The organism is uncultured Limimaricola sp. (genome assembly GCF_964022235.1).
Lineage (GTDB): Bacteria > Pseudomonadota > Alphaproteobacteria > Rhodobacterales > Rhodobacteraceae > Limimaricola.
In genome coordinates this window covers 431,975-447,891 of sequence record NZ_CAXHZL010000002.1, presented here as the reverse complement: position 1 = coordinate 447,891, position 15,917 = coordinate 431,975, and the positions used below count along the sequence as shown (strand labels likewise).

Annotated in this window: 16 protein-coding genes and 1 pseudogene; 6 read left to right on the top strand and 11 right to left on the bottom strand. The window is 60.7% G+C overall.

Annotated features, from left to right (window positions below; all coding sequences use genetic code 11):
• Positions 1 to 132: 132 nt before the first annotated feature.
• Entirely contained in the window at positions 133 to 1,278 is a 1,146-nt protein-coding gene (locus AADJ02_RS04660) for a serine protease (RefSeq protein WP_341211815.1), read from the bottom strand.
• A 240-nt stretch (positions 1,279 to 1,518) separates the two neighbouring features.
• Here AADJ02_RS04660 and AADJ02_RS04655 point away from each other — a divergent pair, with 240 nt between their 5' ends.
• Positions 1,519 to 2,676, top strand: coding sequence for a hypothetical protein (locus AADJ02_RS04655; protein WP_341211814.1), 1,158 nt, complete (start codon positions 1,519 to 1,521; stop codon positions 2,674 to 2,676).
• Positions 2,677 to 3,330: 654 nt separating this feature from the next.
• On the opposite strand, the gene AADJ02_RS04650 is transcribed toward AADJ02_RS04655, so the two are convergent.
• From AADJ02_RS04650 to AADJ02_RS04615, 8 genes and pseudogenes are all read right to left on the bottom strand, one after another.
• Complete coding sequence (locus tag AADJ02_RS04650) at positions 3,331 to 4,902, bottom strand: GMC family oxidoreductase (protein WP_341211813.1); 1,572 nt, start codon at positions 4,900 to 4,902, stop codon at positions 3,331 to 3,333.
• A 22-nt stretch (positions 4,903 to 4,924) separates the two neighbouring features.
• A complete protein-coding gene (locus AADJ02_RS04645) occupies positions 4,925 to 5,449 on the bottom strand; it encodes a Twin-arginine translocation pathway signal (RefSeq protein ID WP_341211812.1) in 525 nt (174 codons plus the stop codon).
• Between the two features lie 49 nt (positions 5,450 to 5,498).
• Entirely contained in the window at positions 5,499 to 5,894 is a 396-nt protein-coding gene (locus tag AADJ02_RS04640) for a VOC family protein (protein ID WP_341211811.1), read from the bottom strand.
• Between the two features lie 104 nt (positions 5,895 to 5,998).
• A complete protein-coding gene (locus AADJ02_RS04635; protein WP_341211810.1) occupies positions 5,999 to 6,292 on the bottom strand; it encodes a ribbon-helix-helix domain-containing protein in 294 nt (97 codons plus the stop codon).
• A gap of 511 nt (positions 6,293 to 6,803) precedes the next feature.
• Positions 6,804 to 7,185: pseudogene (locus AADJ02_RS04630) on the bottom strand (integrase core domain-containing protein); the annotation flags it as partial.
• A gap of 121 nt (positions 7,186 to 7,306) precedes the next feature.
• On the bottom strand, positions 7,307 to 8,092 hold the full coding sequence (locus AADJ02_RS04625; RefSeq protein WP_341211809.1) for an ion transporter: 786 nt from the start codon (positions 8,090 to 8,092) through the stop codon (positions 7,307 to 7,309).
• A gap of 756 nt (positions 8,093 to 8,848) precedes the next feature.
• Complete coding sequence (locus AADJ02_RS04620; RefSeq protein WP_341211808.1) at positions 8,849 to 9,583, bottom strand: pseudouridine synthase; 735 nt, start codon at positions 9,581 to 9,583, stop codon at positions 8,849 to 8,851.
• 63 nt (positions 9,584 to 9,646) lie between these two features.
• Positions 9,647 to 10,648 carry a calcium/sodium antiporter gene (locus AADJ02_RS04615; RefSeq protein ID WP_341211807.1) on the bottom strand — a complete coding sequence of 334 codons (1,002 nt, stop codon included), beginning with the start codon at positions 10,646 to 10,648 and terminating at the stop codon, positions 9,647 to 9,649.
• A gap of 107 nt (positions 10,649 to 10,755) precedes the next feature.
• Here AADJ02_RS04615 and AADJ02_RS04610 point away from each other — a divergent pair, with 107 nt between their 5' ends.
• The 3 genes from AADJ02_RS04610 (at position 10,756) to AADJ02_RS04600 (ending at position 12,033) form a co-directional block, all read left to right on the top strand.
• A complete protein-coding gene (locus AADJ02_RS04610; RefSeq protein ID WP_341211806.1) occupies positions 10,756 to 11,013 on the top strand; it encodes a hypothetical protein in 258 nt (85 codons plus the stop codon).
• A gap of 18 nt (positions 11,014 to 11,031) precedes the next feature.
• The gene (locus AADJ02_RS04605) at positions 11,032 to 11,388 is read left to right on the top strand and encodes a hypothetical protein (RefSeq protein ID WP_341211805.1); all 357 of its coding nucleotides are present in this window, start codon (positions 11,032 to 11,034) and stop codon (positions 11,386 to 11,388) included.
• A 153-nt stretch (positions 11,389 to 11,541) separates the two neighbouring features.
• A complete protein-coding gene (locus AADJ02_RS04600) occupies positions 11,542 to 12,033 on the top strand; it encodes a molybdopterin-dependent oxidoreductase (protein WP_341211804.1) in 492 nt (163 codons plus the stop codon).
• Positions 12,034 to 12,153: 120 nt separating this feature from the next.
• Here AADJ02_RS04600 and AADJ02_RS04595 read toward each other — a convergent pair whose 3' ends face one another.
• Both AADJ02_RS04595 and AADJ02_RS04590 read right to left on the bottom strand, forming a co-directional pair.
• Positions 12,154 to 12,648, bottom strand: coding sequence for a hypothetical protein (locus AADJ02_RS04595; protein ID WP_341211803.1), 495 nt, complete (start codon positions 12,646 to 12,648; stop codon positions 12,154 to 12,156).
• A 418-nt stretch (positions 12,649 to 13,066) separates the two neighbouring features.
• Positions 13,067 to 13,207: a DUF2256 domain-containing protein gene (locus AADJ02_RS04590; protein ID WP_341211802.1), complete on the bottom strand. Its 141-nt coding sequence runs from the start codon at positions 13,205 to 13,207 to the stop codon at positions 13,067 to 13,069.
• A 339-nt stretch (positions 13,208 to 13,546) separates the two neighbouring features.
• Between AADJ02_RS04590 and AADJ02_RS04585 the strand changes: the two genes are divergently transcribed.
• The gene (locus AADJ02_RS04585) at positions 13,547 to 14,578 is read left to right on the top strand and encodes a LacI family DNA-binding transcriptional regulator (protein WP_341211801.1); all 1,032 of its coding nucleotides are present in this window, start codon (positions 13,547 to 13,549) and stop codon (positions 14,576 to 14,578) included.
• Positions 14,579 to 14,603: 25 nt separating this feature from the next.
• A complete protein-coding gene (locus AADJ02_RS04580) occupies positions 14,604 to 15,863 on the top strand; it encodes an extracellular solute-binding protein (RefSeq protein ID WP_341211800.1) in 1,260 nt (419 codons plus the stop codon).
• Positions 15,864 to 15,917 lie beyond the last annotated feature (54 nt).

Genomic DNA, 15,917 nt, shown 5'->3' with positions numbered 1-15,917 from the left:
GATCCGCTATGTGAACCGTTAGGCGGGGAGTTCCGCAACAACGCCTCGGCTATGAGGTCTGCGCGCGCGATCGTGGATATAGCAGCGAGGACCTCATCGGACTGTAACTGCCGCAGTTGGGGACGGGTGCGCTCAGCCGCCGTCCCTGAACTGAATGCGCATCGTGCCGTCCTGTAGGCGACGGGCGATTTCCTCGAAGAGCACACCATCGGCGCTGCGACTGCGCAATCCGCGGCGGGAACCTTCCGGCATTTCAAGCCCCGTTGAGGCGAGACTGGGAGTCAGAAGGACGCGCTGCCGCATTTCACGAAGGACGGCAGCTTGTCCGTTTCGGTTGCTCCAAGCGTCGAGAATCTTGTCCTTGATCTTCATTTGGGTGGGGGCGCCCTTGAACTCATTCTCAAGCGCCTTTGCGATACATGAAGCTCGAATGCCTTGATTGGCGCGAAAAGCGGCACGGTCAGGATCGGCATCGAAATCGTCATCCTCCATCGGATTGCCGTGGCGATCAACGTACTTTCCGTTCTCGCGCATCGGAATACCCGCGTGGTGCAATGCGATGACTTCGAAGTTCCGATTGAATACGGGAGAGCCGGAAGAGCCCGATGCGGTATCCGATGTGTACCAAAGGCGTGTATTCCTGCGCCAATCGTCCGAAGCCTCGTCGAGCTCTGCGATCTCGATGAGCATAGAATTATGCACAACCAATCGCTTCCCTTGGCCCTTGGGGTACTGAATGACCGATGTCGGTTTGCCGAGGGCGATCTTACCCTGCTCTGCTTTGATGCCATGCCAGCCCAGCGCCTCCGACAGCTTCGCCCCCAGCTCCTCTTCCATCGCGATGATGGTGCAGTCGAGGTCAGACTGCTTCGAGGTGAAAAAAAACCTTTCCGGATCGAGTCGGCATTTGTCGACCTCAACCCTTTGGTCGTAAGTCTCGAAGCCGATATCTATTCCATATTCAGCGTATTTCGGAGACGGAATGACGTGATTGTTTGTCATCACGAATCCTGGGGCGCAGATGAATCCGGTTCCAAGAAACAATCCTGAAAGGCCGTCAATCCGCCCAACGCAACGGGCTGCGGCAAGACCTTTGGCGAAGTAATCGAGATGGAGAAAGTCCTCCAGGTCGATGGTGCCCTCGAAGGTTTCAGCGGCTCTTCGATTGACCGCCTCTACATCCTCCCGGTCGCGCTTAGCCTGCGCAATCATGCGGTGAGAGTACTTCTCACCGCGGCTGTCGTGGTCCCTGTAACGGTGACCCGTGACATTGGCCATAAGGGTCTCCTTGGCACTATCCGCAACAGATTCGAATTCTTCTTCAGCTTGGGATTGGAGTTTTCGAACGCTCTCTCGGTGGCGTTTGAGTAGGTCCGCTCTGTCGATTCCTACCTCCGCCATTCCCGCTCTCCTCGCATACGCTTGGCGATAGCATACCAATTTGAGCGACATCCCGAAAGATCTTTGCTATAGTCGACTGATCAGGCCTGATGTCGGATGCATGAAGAAAGTAAGCGAGTGGCAAAGCAAAGCAAGAAGGCGACAGAGTCGTCTGTATCGGAAATTTTGAAAGCGAAGGCTGACGAAAGAAAAAGTTCTGGCTCTGCAAGCAAGCCAAGTAGAGACGCGCCGGACCTGCAAGTCATCACGAAGGAGCAATGGAATTCGCTTTTGATGAATCCCGGTTCGACCAATGAAGAGATCATGGCCTATTCGGTCCCCGTGATAGGGCGAAGGGGTTTCGAGATCATCCTGAAGCCAAACCCAAGCCTCGTGACAATGACGCCAATCGAGGAGGAACTCGAAAGTGCGATCCGCATCGGAAATGATATTGATCGCTGGCGGCGCTATCGTCGATTCCTTACCGCGCTCAAGGAAAAGCCCGATCGCCCGCTGATCGTCTCAGAAGGGGACAGTTGGTTCCAGTTCCCGTTCTTTGTCAAAGAGGTCGTCGATCATCTTGAAAAGTCCTACAACGTCGCCTGCGCAGCTGCGGCTGGGGACACGGCGCAGAATATGGTAGAGGGAGAAGTCCGGTACAGAGGGCGGGAGTACCTGTCCCAGATCTGGAAGTACCGCGATCGCACCGAGGCGTTCCTTTTCTCGGGGGCCGGGAACGATATTATCGGGATTGACCCGTCGGACGGTGAGCAGGCTCTAAAGAAGATACTTAAGAAGCCAAGAACGCGCAATCCTCAGCCACATGAGTTTGTTGACCAGGGAGAGCTCACGAAACGCCTCCAAGCGCTTAGAAGATTTTATCTGGACGTCATCAAGTCAATCCGGCAGTATAACGAACTGAAGACGCTACCGATCATTGTTCACGGGTACGACTATCCATTTCCCTTCGAGGGGGAAGGCGACCCCAGAACACCGTTATGGGCTCGGGACGGCTCGCGCTGGATCACGCCCGCCTTCGACCACCATCAAATCAAGCAAGAGCACAGGCGACCGGTTCTTATGCTATTGATTGACGCACTCTACGATATGCTGAACGGGTTGGCCGGCACATCGAGGCAGACGCATGTCTGGGTTGTGGATTGTCGGAAAACTCTCACCAAGCGCAGTGACTGGGTTGACGAGATTCATGCTACTGATAGGGGCTTCGTAAAGGTCGCGCGGAAATTCGACGAAACTATTAAGAATGCGGTCGACGCACGCAGAACAGTAGCGTAGGGGAGGCGTCGTAAGGGCATTTGGGCGTGCCATCTGACTGCACTCTCCGATTGATTCGGATTTGGCCCGGTGAAGTCGCCGCCCCCTGTCGCTTTGAATATTTCCTAAGTGTTTGGGTTAACAACGCCTTGTTGATCTTCTCAGCAGGGCAATGGCTGTTGCACTCCAATTGACGAAAGGCTTGATGCGGCCACGTCGGTCCCTGAGCGTCTGCTTCCATGGCCACGTGTCAGCCAGCCGCTATATCTGCAAATGGTGGCTTTCCGTCCGTGTTTTTGAAGCGAAGTAGCTCCAATGTTAGTGTTGTCATCCAGAACAGACAAAGTGTTAGCTACATGTCGAGGGCTTGGGTAAGTGGGAGCATCCCATTCTTGTATCATGAGGGAGAGATTTCGGTGGAAGTAGGCTCCCGAAACCAGATCCCAAAACCGCCCCCGGTGAACAGCCGCGGGGCGGTTTTGCGTTCAGGGGAGAGAGAAGCGGAACTCGGGTCCTGAAATTGCCCCTACGGATGTCAACATCCCGCAGGATTCTTCAAGTATCGCCCACGCGGCGACGGGGAGCTTTGATGATGAGGCACCCGCTGTCCATCCGATAGATTGGTCAGGAGTGGCGCGTTGCTGCCGCTCCTGACGTCTTTACAAGCATTTCAGATCAGAGGTTTTGTGCTGCCATTTCGCTTGCGATGTGATCGGCTTGCCGGATCGCCAGTGCGACAATGGTTAGCGTTGGGTTCTCGGCTGCCCCGGTGGTGAACTGCGAGCCGTCCGAGATGAACAGGTTGTCGATGTCATGGCTCTGGCCCCAGCGATTGACCACGCCGTCGCGAGCGTTCTCGGACATCCGGTTGGTGCCGAGGTTGTGCGTCGACGGGTAGGGCGGTGTCGGCAGGGTGCGGGTGGCTCCAAGCGCCTCATACATGGCTTGGCCCTGTTTGTAGGCATGCGCCCGCATGGCCCGGTCGTTGGCGTGGTCGGAGTAATGCACGTTCGCCACGGCCAAGCCGAACTGGTCCTTCACGTCGTGATTGAGCGTTACCCGGTTGGTCTCCTGAGGCATGTCCTCTCCGACGATCCACATCCCGGCCATGTTCTCGTACTGATCGAGGGCAGAGGTGAACTCGCGGCCCCAGCCGCCCGGGTCCAAGAACGCTGCCATGAATGGCAGGCCAAGCGACAGTGTCTCAAGCTCGTAACCGGCCACGAAACCACGGCTGGGGTCATGCCGCGCCTCGTCTTGCATGATCCCGGCCATGGTGGTGCCACGCCACATTTTCACCGGCTTGTCGAAGATGCCATAGACCGACCCGGTGAGGTGGCGCATGTAGTTGCGTCCGACCTGACCCGACGAGTTGGCAAGCCCGTCGGGATACATCGAGCTTGCTGAATTCAGCAGCAGGCGCGGGCTCTCGAACGAGTTTCCGGCGACCGCCACGATGCGGGCCATCTGCTTGTGCTCGCGGCCGTCGGCATCGGCATAGACGACGCCGTTCACCCGGCCATCGGGGCCGTGCTCGATCCGCAGCGCATGCGCCTTTTCGCGAACCTCCAGATTGCCGGTCGCCTCTCCGTCGGGAATGTCCGTATAGGCCGTGGACCACTTGGCGCCCCACTTGCAGCCCTGAAAACAGAAGCCGGTCTGCTGGCAGGGCAGACGATCGGAGTTGTCGGTAGAGTTGATCGCCATGCGGCCGGTGTGGACCTTCTCGTAGCCCAGCGCCTTGGCGCCGGCTTCGAACACCTTGTAGTTGTTGTTCCCCGGCAGACCGGGATTGCCGTTGGTCCGCGTGACGTTCAACTTCTTTTCGGCGAGGTCGTACCACGGCGCCATTTCCTCGGCGTCGATCGGCCAGTCGAGCAGGTTCGCGCCCTGCACGTTGCCATAGGTCGTCGCGGCCTTCCACTCGTGCGGCTGAAACCGCAGCGAGGCGCCCGCCCAATGGGTGGTGGTGCCGCCGACCGCCTTGACGATCCAGGCCGGCAGGCCGGAGAAATCCTTGGCCACGCGCCAGTCGCCGCTGGTGGTGCGCGGATCGAGCCAAGCCAGCTGGCCGAAGCTGTCCCACTCGTCGTTGATGTAGTCCTCGGGCAGGTAGCGCCCGCCGGCTTCGAGCGCCACGACGCTGACGCCGCGCTGCGCCAGCTCGTTGGCGAGCACGCCGCCGCCCGCGCCGGTGCCGATGATGACGACGACGTTGTCGTCAGAGAGATCGAATGGTGCACTCATGATCTTGTCCTCCCTGTCCGGCTCAGAGCCAGGCGATGTCGTCGAAGCCGCGGTCGATGTAACCACCCATGGAGAAGGACTCCCCCTCGTAGCCGAAGATCGGCCAGACAGCCTTCTGGTTGTAAAGTCCGGTCACGAGGCCGCCGCGGATCTTCTGGAAGAAATCGCTGTCCTCGATCTGCCTGAGCAGATCGACCCGGTCGCGCTCCCAACCGATGTCGAGGTAGCGGCCGTAGCCGCGGGCGCGCGCCGCCTCGTCGAGCATCCGGATGCCGGCCTCGGTCGCGTCGACCTCGTCAGGCGTGTCGTAGCCCTTGACCGCAATGACGTAGTTCTCGTCCGGAACCCGGTCGTGCGGGTAGATGTCGCGCGCGAGCTGTACCAGAGTAGCGAAGGTGTCGGGCTTGAGCGCGTTCATCTCGGTGGCCCATGCCGCATCGCTCGCGGCCAGAAAGCCGGTCCCGGCCACGAAGCCCGCGCCGATTGCGGTCGCCCGGCTCAGCAGCTGCCTGCGGGTCAGGCCCCTTGGGGTCTTTGTCTGTGTCATTACCGTCTCCTCCCAAAGTCGGTCATGGGCGCCGTCGCGCCGGGTTGCGTCAGCCGAAGCGGCCGGATCTTTCCAAAACCTCGATCTGGTAGCCGTCTGGGTCGGCCACGAAGTAGAATCGGCCGACCAGCTCCCCGTCCGGCGCGAACTCGACGATTTTCCGGGGGGCGAAGCCTGACGCCTCGAAGCGGGCATGCTCAGCTGCAAGGTCCTCGACCGAGACCGCGAGGTGGCCGTAGCCGTCGCCAAGCGTATAGGGCGCATCGCGCCCCTTGTTCACCGTCAACTCGAGCTCGAAGCCGCTGTCGGCATTGCTCAGATAGACCAGCGTGAAGTCGGTGAAGTCGAGCCGATCGGCCACGTCGAGGCCGAAGGCCCGATTGTAGAAGTCAACCGAACGCGCTTCGTCGCGCACGCGGATCATGCTGTGAATCAGTCTGGCCATCGTCCCTTTGTCCCGTATCATCTCTCTGGTTTCAGAATAGGGGCAGCCCGGCCGGCGCTGGGTAGTAGTCCTTTACTACGTCCGAAATTGCGATGGCATCCGCCTCATTCTGCCGCCATCAGGTACCTGCCGCCGACATCGCCGCGCTCGAGCGCGACGAGACAGGCACAGCGCAGCAACGAGGTAAAGTTCTCGGGCTCGCCCCGCAGTTCGAGAACTTCCGAATGCAGCTTGGAGATGAAGGACGGCGTGCTGACGCCTTCGGCGGCCGCGATCTGGTCGACGATGTCCCAGAACGAATTCTCGAGGCGGATGCTCGTACTCTGGCCGTTGAGGCGAAGCCTGCGCGTGCTGCTGGCGTATCGGGCTGGGTTCTGGCCCGCGAAGACTTGGCACATCTCAAACGCCTCCTGTCGCTTCAACGTGGCGCGTGTCGGGACTCCGGAGGAAGAGGCCTGCGCCCTTCACCGCTGACGAAAGTGTTTAGGTTTTTTCTGCCGCGTCAACTGCGTGGGTGTTCACTCCCCGGTGAGCGGTTGCGACGACGTTTTCGCGCCTGACACGGCCGATGGCGGCCCGGCTTCCAAGCGCGAGCGCCGGTGTGGCCGGGCTCGGATCCCCGGCACCTCGATCTGTAATCGCTTTTTTGCCATGCCGCTCCTGTGCGACGACCGTAATCGTGGTGCCGCATCTCCATGGAACGCCCCATAGCCGACCCACATGCGCCCTTTGTCCGCCCGAAATGCAGTAGCAACCACGTGAGACCTGAAGCTCGTGCTGAAACGCGCAGATCTTGGTGATCTCAGTCTCCCGCAAACAAATCCAAACCTCTGCAACTTCGATTGCGAAAGGGTGGTTCGGTTTGTCGGAGCAGCTTCTGAGCATTCACTAAGTGGATTTCCGCATCGTTTATGCTGCTGTCGTGTTGTGCGTTGACTGGCTCAAGTAGGCTTGGTCAGAGGTCTGCCCATCAAGAGATGAATGGGCTCGCCGGCTGTTGTATGAGCGCAGGTAGGCCCCGACAGAAGCATAGGCTCGCAGGTAGACTTTCTCGTATTTGACGGTCCGCCACAGGCGTTTGACAAAACGTTGTCCCGCCAAGCTCCCTTGCCGTCCATGCTGATCTTGCTCTTCCAGGCTGCCAGAACCTTGGTGACATCGTTCGAAGTGAGCTGGCCGCCCTGATCGCTATTGCAGATCTTTGGCGGGCCAACGCTTCCTCAATGGCTTCGATGTATAAGTTCGCATCCAGCGTAAACGAAACCCGTCAAGCCGAGGCCCGGCGCGAGAACCCGCTCCTTTTTGCCGCAGCAATAATTAAGATGCCGAAATTCGCGACGATATAACACGGTTGCGGTTTCGCCATGATAGACATTGCGAACAGGCCTGGGTCAGCTGCAATAGACATGATGTCATTTGTGTTGCGATCTGCTCTCCGAAAGGCGCTGCTCGATGGCATCCAGGCGCTTGAGAACCTCGTCCCGGTAATCCTCCGTAGCAGCATTAGATTCCTGCGCGTGTGCATCTTGCATGCTGTTCACGATGAGGCCGACCACGAGGTTCACGACGGCGAAGGTGGTCACCAGAATGAAGGGCACAAAAAACATCCAAGCGTAGGGATAGGTCTCCATGATCGGGCGGACGATGCCCATGGACCAGCTTTCGAGCGTCATGATCTGGAACAGCGAGTAGGCGGAATGGGGGATGGTCTCGAACCACTCGGGGAACGCCTCTCCGAACAGCTTGGTCGCCATGACCGCTGCGATGTAGAAGATCAGCGCCATCAGCAAGAAGACCGAAGCCATCCCCGGCAGGGCCGACACGAAGCCATCGACGACCCGGCGCAGCGTCGGGGCGACCGAGATGATCCTGAGAAGCCGCAGGATCCGCAGGGCCCGAAGCACCGAAAGCCCTTGAGTAACCGGCACGAGTGCGATGGCGACGATAGTGAAGTCGAAGATGTTCCAGCCTGACCGGAAGAACGAGACGCCCCGCGCGAAAATCTTTAGCGCGATTTCGACCACGAAAATCGACAGGCAGAGGACGTCGAGAAAGACGATGAGCGGCCCAGCCATGGCCATCGCGGCATCGGATGTCTCGAGCCCAAGGACCACAGCGTTGAACAGCACGACGCCGGTAATGAAATTCCGCGTCTTCTGATGATCGAGTGTCTCAGCGATGCTCTGCCGGATCGACATGTCCAACTCCATTCGAGAACTGGCGCCTCTATGCAAACGGGTGCGGAAAGACACAAGTCAGCTTCGTGCGCGGTAGGCGCTGCTCGTCATTTCGGCACGTATTGCCGTGCTTGACGGTCGGTTTCGGGCAATTGCCACGCGCCACACGTCGATCCGTTTGATCGTGGCGGTGCTCAGCGTGGGACCGATCACGGCACCGGCCGTGCTTGCGGTCGTCGATGGTGCCTCCCGCATCCGCCAGTCCTTCAACTCGAATGCAAATCTCAGGCCCATGAGGAGCTATCTCAAGCTTGGCGGGATCAGCTTGAATGCTCGGACCTTGAGGTGTGGAGGCACGGGTCCATGAGGAAGAGCCTGATCAAATCGGCGAAGGCGACCCTCTGTCGGGCAGTTGGTCAGGGCGATTGCAGGGCGAACTGGTTCGCATTCGGCCAAATGAGAACAGCGGTGAGGAAGTCGGTCACGGAAGCGGCAAGGCACGCAGGTACGTAATGGGTGAAGCGAAGGTTCGATAGCTGCGCCGCCCTTGTCAGGTTCCTGTCAGAACGGACGGAAAGCGGCCTTTCGCAGCGCTAAGTGCCAATGTCCGGACCGCGGATCTTCCGAACCTTGGCCGCGGGCGCTTGGTCAGTGCCGCACCAGCGAGACCGCTAGAGGGAAGGACAGAAATCTACCTTTGACTGGTGCGCCGCTTCAGGAGTCCTCAGCGTCAAGGCGGATGTCCATCCGACCCACATCCTACTCCAGTCACAGCGGCTACCTAAAGATCAAGGCGACCTCTTCTTCGCACAACAGCTTCCACTCACCGGGAGCCATGTCATCAGGCAATGACAGACCGCCTATACGCTCACGATGCAGTTTCTCGACCCGATTGCCGGTAGCAGCAAACATGCGGCGCACTTGGTGGTATCGGCCTTCGGTAACACTGAGCAGTGCTTCAGTTTCCGAGACCACTTGCAGTTCCGCAGGAGCCAGCGGTCTATCCTCGCCCTCCAACATCACTTGACCCGAGGCAAACAGGTCCCCTTCGGTGCCATCGAGCGGGCGGGCCAGCTTGGCGCGATAGATCTTCGTGACGTGGCGCTTGGGGCTGATGATACGGTGCAGCAGACCGCCATCATCGGTCAGCAACAGAAGACCCGAGGTCTGCTTGTCCAAACGGCCTATGGTCGAAATCGCCGGAGCACGTCGGTTCCAACGCTCGGGCAGGATGTCATAAACCAATGAACCGTCCTCCTTGTGCGAACAGGTCATGCCCAAAGGCTTGTTCATAAGGATGACGATGCCAGCGACGGGATCGAGCGCCTCGCCGTCGATCTCAACGCGGGCCGACAAATCTGGAGTGATAGGGACGCGCTTGGTGACGTCCCGGAGGTTGGCCGCGTCCAGAGTGATACCGCCACGCTTGGCCATTCGCGCAATTTCGCTACGCGAACCATAGCCCATCGAGGACAGGAGTTTGTCGATGCGGGAGGTCGGAATTTTACCCATCAGTTGTCACCGACCAACAGCACCTGGGCGCCAATAGGCGCAACCTCTGTATGCCCTCACCTGTCATCCCTGGGCGGCCCACACATACGCAGCATAGGCGGCCAGCACGGCAAATCCGGTTCCCCGTCCGATGATCGGGCGCGTCAGAAGCAGACCCGTCAGGATCAGCGAGGCTATGATCATGACAGGCAGGTCGAAGGTCAGGAACCTGTCGGCGACAGGCACTGGCGCGATCAATGCCGTGACGCCAAGGATGCCCAGAACGTTGAAGATGTTGGAGCCGACGATGTTGCCGATGGCGATCTCCGACTGCCGGCGAAAAGCGGCGATCACGGAGGTCGCAAGTTCAGGCAGGGATGTGCCTACTGCCACAATTGTCAGGCCGATGAAGGCTTCCGAGACGCCAAAGCCCCGCGCGATGGAGGCAGCGCCGTCCACCAGAAACCGGGCACCAAACATCAGGGCGATCAATCCGGCAACAATCCAGAGGCCGGACACGAGCGACGAGGCAGGCGCTGGCATGTCGGCGTCTTCGGCCCCGGCATCGCCGGACTGGCCATAGGCCCAAGTCAGATAGCCCGCGAGCGCGGCAACCAACAGAAAGCCCGGCAGCCGTCCGATTTCGCCCATCGCGAAGATCGGCACCAACGCAACCGCTGCCACGACCATGACGGCCGTGTCCCGCCGAAGCGACGCACCCGATACGCGGATTGGCCAAACGAGAGAGGTAAGGCCCACGATCAGGAGGATGTTCGCGATGTTCGAGCCGACGATGTTGCCGATGGCAATGTCCGGCACGCCGCGCCACGCAGCTTCGACAGAGACCAGAAGTTCGGGGGTGGATGTCCCGAAGCCCACCACTGTCAGGCCGATGAGCAGAGGCGGTATCGCCATGCGCCGAGCGATCCCGACACTGCCTCGCACAAGCGCCTCACCGCCGAAGAAAAGCCCCAGTAGCCCGGCAACAACGTAAATGTAGTCCAATGAAATATCCCTCGAGGGCTGTTGATCGGCCCCAAGAGAAGATGGCGACTGCAACGGCCGGGCTACAAGGCCCGGCCCCAAAAGTATTCAGAGCACTATGAGCGCGTATTCCGGACTTCCGCTGCGCAACGCACTGATGTCCTCTGAGGGTCGGTCGCACCATCGCGCCCTTTGCTTCACGCGCGAACTTGGCGACGCGCATCATCGTAAGAATGGGCTCGATGCTGTCGCATCACCTTCCGGGCAAGAGCATCATTGATCTGGCCCGGAACGATCCCGATGAAACGGAGCTGAGTGCGGGCGCGATCGACGTTCATGCCTTTTGGGGCGAGGGCGAGATCTTGCTCTATGTCTTGTCGAAGGCGGACACGCCGGTCACTACAGAGATCGATCTCTCGGTTCTGCTCGAAGATGCCGGGGCGATCGAGATTTCCGTGCTCGAATAAGATGCGGGATCCGCGGACATGGATCGCTCGGCGCGGGATACCGTGAATGACGATCTGGAGGCCGAGGTCTTGCGTGACATGATGATCGCGTGTGAGCTGAAGCCTCGCGAAATCATGCAGGTCATCATCCGCGATATCGTCCCGACCGAGGCTTTGGCCGCGATTTACGATATCTATCCACCTGAAACAGCCGTGGACGCGTGGGAAGCCGATGAAGCGTTCGATGCGGGGGGAGCATCTTCCATCGACGATATCGAAGAACATGATTCACAGGAGGAGGCGCAAGAGGTGCAGGCGCCATCTGACGGCAGCAGTTGGACAGGGCTGGCCACTGCATTGATGCCTTTGCCTTTGCTGGCGCTTCTAGGAGGCTAGCAATTTACCCAGAGTTTAACTCGTCAGATTCTGTCCAAAGATCGAGGAACTCCTTACCCTCTTCGCGTTCAGTGCGATGACGCAGATGGTGTTTGCCCATAACACGCTTTGCGTGTTCAATGCCGGAATTATGGCCAATTCAAGGGTTCTCCCATGCTCCGTTCCCGCTTTCTGACTGCTGTCTGTCTCTCCCTGACCCTCGCAAGTCCTTTGATCGCACAAGATGCACCCGTCGACATGGGCATCCTCACCTTGGCGGGGCAAGCGGGTGAGACGGACACGCAATTCGATCTCGAAGCGCTGAAGGCCATGCCGGTCACCGAGTTCGAGACGAGCACCGTCTGGACCGATGGCGTGCATCGCTTTACCGGTGTGACGCTTGCCGATCTGCTCGCAGAGCAGAGCATTGAGGGCAAGGTCATCCATGCAGCCGCCCGCGATGGATACGAGGTCGAGATTCCGGCGTCCGATGCCGTCGCCGATGGCCCGATCGTCGCCTATCAGATGGACGGAGCGCCGCTCGCCGATGACGAGATGGGCCCTTACTGGATCATCTATCCCTATGACAGCGACCCGGCCTATCGCAGCGAAGAGGTCGAGGCGCGCAGCATCTGGCAACTGGCGCGCCTGACTCTGAGCGACTGAGCCCCGATAGCGATCGAGCCGGGCGCGACCGAGATCTGCGGATCACCGCGTTTCGGTCGCGCCTGTTTCCCGGCGCAATCTCAGGTTGAAACCCCGTCGGGGTGTTGAAGACTGGGAGCTCTACGCCGCGTATGGCCCCGCGGAAATATCTCCGATGAACCGGCGATGATGGAGACCGCTGTCTTTCTTCGGAGTGATCGTGGCTGAAGCGGATAGGCACATATGATCCGGCATGCCGTGTGAAGAGGGGCGGGTCCGCAGCTTGAACTCTCGGCACCGACCTGCGGCGACCTGCGCTTCGATTACCCATTCGGCATCTGAAGCATCCCGGCCGGCAAGGCGCAGAGGGCCGCTATAGGTCAAGGCGCCGTAGGAGCATGTCTCAAGCGTGGTCCAATCCCGGAGCCAGTCGTGGTAGCCGGGATCGAGCAGCGCCGGACGCGCAGGGTGCCCGCTGTGCAAGCGTCGTTCGAGATGAAACCGTCGCAAGCGGCCCTCGGCGTCGATCTCGATGGTCTGATAGCCAATCCCCAGATCCTCGGTGCGCCATTCGGAAACCCCGGCCACTTCGGGCGGCAGTGTCATGCGGCAGCGAATGAGATCGTAGATAGCCATCTCGTATATCCTTTGCGTGGCCCCAAGCCGGGCGTTGACAGTTCTTGGCGTCGTGCTCGACCCCGGTCCCATCGGGACCGTCATCGCCGCGGTCCGCGTTCTCGGGCTGAGCCGCCCCTTTCGAGCCTCTTCCTACCGTGTCCGGTTCGACAGGTCGCGACATGAGATTGCCGTCGGGATCGAAGCTGCGCGTTCGGTTTTCGTCGTTCGGTTCGACCTCAGCGCATCGGGCGTGGGCCTTGATGAAGGTTTGGTCGTTCTGGTCGATCTCGATGCAGCCTTGTGGGTCGGTGGTCCGCTCTTTGAGCTTGCCCGTCGATCGGGGCGAAACTTGTCTCCTGCTGCGGCATTTTCGAGGGGGCCTCAGCCGTGGGGCAAGTGACGACCAGATAGGAGGTCACAGACCCCCAACGCCTGTTCAGCGCGCCTGTCGGCGGCATCGCTCGGAGCAATAACGCACGGATGGCCAGTCACGCTCCCATTTCTTGCGCCACGCAAAGGGCCGGGCGCAGCAGGCGCAGATCTTGGTTGGTAGGTCGGCCTTCTTGCGCGCTTTCATCGAAGCCTCTTTGACAAACCAAGCAGGGTGCCATCGTCAGATGGCCCGGTTCGCCAATCAGACAAGCTGTGCAAACGGCTTGCGACTGTTGAGAATTCTCGTCCCCAAGTCCGGCATGCAGGAGGGAAATCTGTTGTAGTCGCCATTGCGCGACGGCACAGGCATCCCGCGTTTCAAGGCGGTGCCTCAAATGGTACCAAGCAAATCCAGCTTGACTCAAATGCCGAAAGCTTTCTATGACATCGGTGTCATGACATCGGTGTCATAGCTGATGCCTTGAGTGGAGACGAGGAGGCGGACGTGCCCCGAGAGGCGCGTTCGGCAAGGGGAGGGGACGGTATGGCCACGATCTACGACGTCGCACGCAGCGCCGGTGTGTCGCCCAAGACCGTCAGCCGGGTCATCAACAAGGACGCGCCGGTGGGGGCCAAGACCCGCGCCGCCGTCGAGGCCGCCATCGCGGCGCTCGGCTACCGACCCTCCAACGCGGCGCGGATGATGCGCTCCAACCGCTCGGGGCTCGTCGGGTTGATCACCGGCGCGATCTCGCGCGGTAGCGACGGGCAGCCTCAGGGCCTGCCGGACCTGTTCATCGTGCAGGCGATCCAGAGGGTCGTGGCCGAAGCCGGGATGACCCTGATGATCGCCGACACCGGCGGCCGCGCCGACCGCGTGCCCGATCTGGTCGCGACTTTCGCGCAGCATCAGGTCGAAGGGCTGATTTACGTGGCGGACTCGCACCAGCAGGTCGATCTGCCCGAAACGGGGGGCGTGCCGCTCGTGCTCGCCAACTGTTTCGACCGCGCCGGTCACCCCGCGATCCTGCCCGACGACAAGGCGGGCCAGCGCGCGCTGGTCGAGCGGTTGGTCGCGGCGGGGCATCGCCGCATCGCCTATCTGACACTGCCCGACGGGTTGATCGCCACCGGCCTGCGCGGTCAGGGCTACCGCGAAGCGCTCGACGCTGCCGGAATCGACTTTGACCCGGCGCTGGTCACTCTCGGTTTCGCGGACATCGGTAGCGGCAAGGTGGAGCTTCTGACCGACGGGCTCGATCGGTTGTTGGCGCTGCCAGAGCCGCCGAGCGTCATCTGCTGTGGCAACGACGAGCTGGCGATGCGGGTCTACGGCATCCTGCGCACGCGCGGTGTGAAAGTGCCCGAGCAGATCTCGATCGCGGGCTACGACGATTACCGCATCATTTCCGAGACGCTTTATCCGCCGCTCACCACGGTGGACCTGAACTATCGCGGCATCGGTGAGGCGGCGGCGCGCCGTCTCTTGGCGCTGATCCGCGGCGAGACGGGGGAAGAGGCCCCCGAGCTGATTTCCGGGCCGGTGCGCTGGCGCGCCTCGGTGACGGAACACTGACATTCTAAAGGGGAGGAGACCCAGAATGACCTACACCAAGCTTCTTGCGGGCACGATCATCGCCTCGGCCATCGCCACCGGCGCATCTGCACAGACCGAGCTGTCCATGTGGTATCACGGGGCCGGCAACGAGGTCGAAAGCGAGATCATCAACCGCATCGTCTTGGACTTCAACGAGAGCCAGGACGACTGGAACGTGGTGCTGCAGAGCTTCCCGCAAGGCAGCTACAACGACAGCGTCATCGCCGCCGCCCTCGCCGGAAACCTGCCAGACATCATGGATGTCGACGGCCCCGTGATGCCCAACTGGGCCTGGTCGGGCTATCTGCAGCCGCTGCAGATCGACGAGGCGAAGATCGCCGAGTACCTGCCCGGCACCAAGGGCGAGTGGGACGGCAAGCTCTATTCCATCGGCCTGTGGGACGCCGCCGTGGCGATGGTGTCGCGCCGCAGCATTCTCGAAGAGCACGGCATCCGCATCCCGACGCTCGAAAAGCCCTGGACCGGCGAGGAGTTCGACGCGGCGCTGGTGACGCTGAAGGAGAGCGGCGATTTCGATTATCCGCTCGATCTCGGCATGGCCTGGACGGGCGAGTGGTACCCCTATGCCTTCTCGCCCTTCCTGCAGAGCTTTGGCGGCGACATCGTCGACCGCGAGACCTATGCCACTGCAGATGGCGTTCTGAACGGCGACGCGGCCATCGAGTTCGGCGAATGGTGGCAGTCGCTGTTCGAGCGCGACCTCGCCCCCGGCACCAGCCAAGACCCCGCCGACCGCGAGAACGGCTTTGCCGAAGGCAAATACGCGATCAGCTGGAACGGCAACTGGGCCGCGATGAACATTCTCGAAGAGCACGGCGATGACACGCTGTTCCTGCCCGCGCCCGATTTCGGCAACGGCCCCAAGATCGGCGCCGCGAGCTGGCAGTTCGGCGTCTCGGCGACTTCCGGGCATCCCGAAGGCGCGTCGCAGTTCATCGAGTTCGCGCTCAATGACGAGTACCTTGCCGACTTCTCCAACGGCATCGGTCTGATCCCGCCGACCACCGCCTCGGCCGAGATGACCGAAAACTACAAGGATGGCGGCCCGATGGCCGGGTTCTACGAGCTGTCCGAAGCACAGGGCACGCTGCGCCCGGTGACGCCAGGCTATGTCGTCGCCGCCAAGGTGTTCGAGAAGGCGCTGGCCGACATCGCCAACGGGGCCGATGTGATCGACACGCTCGACGCGGCCGTCGACGAGATCGATGCCGACATCGAGCGCAACTCCGGCTACGGCCACTGATCCTCCTCTCCGGCCCCCTTCCTCACGAGAGAGGGCCGGACCTTCACCAGGAGG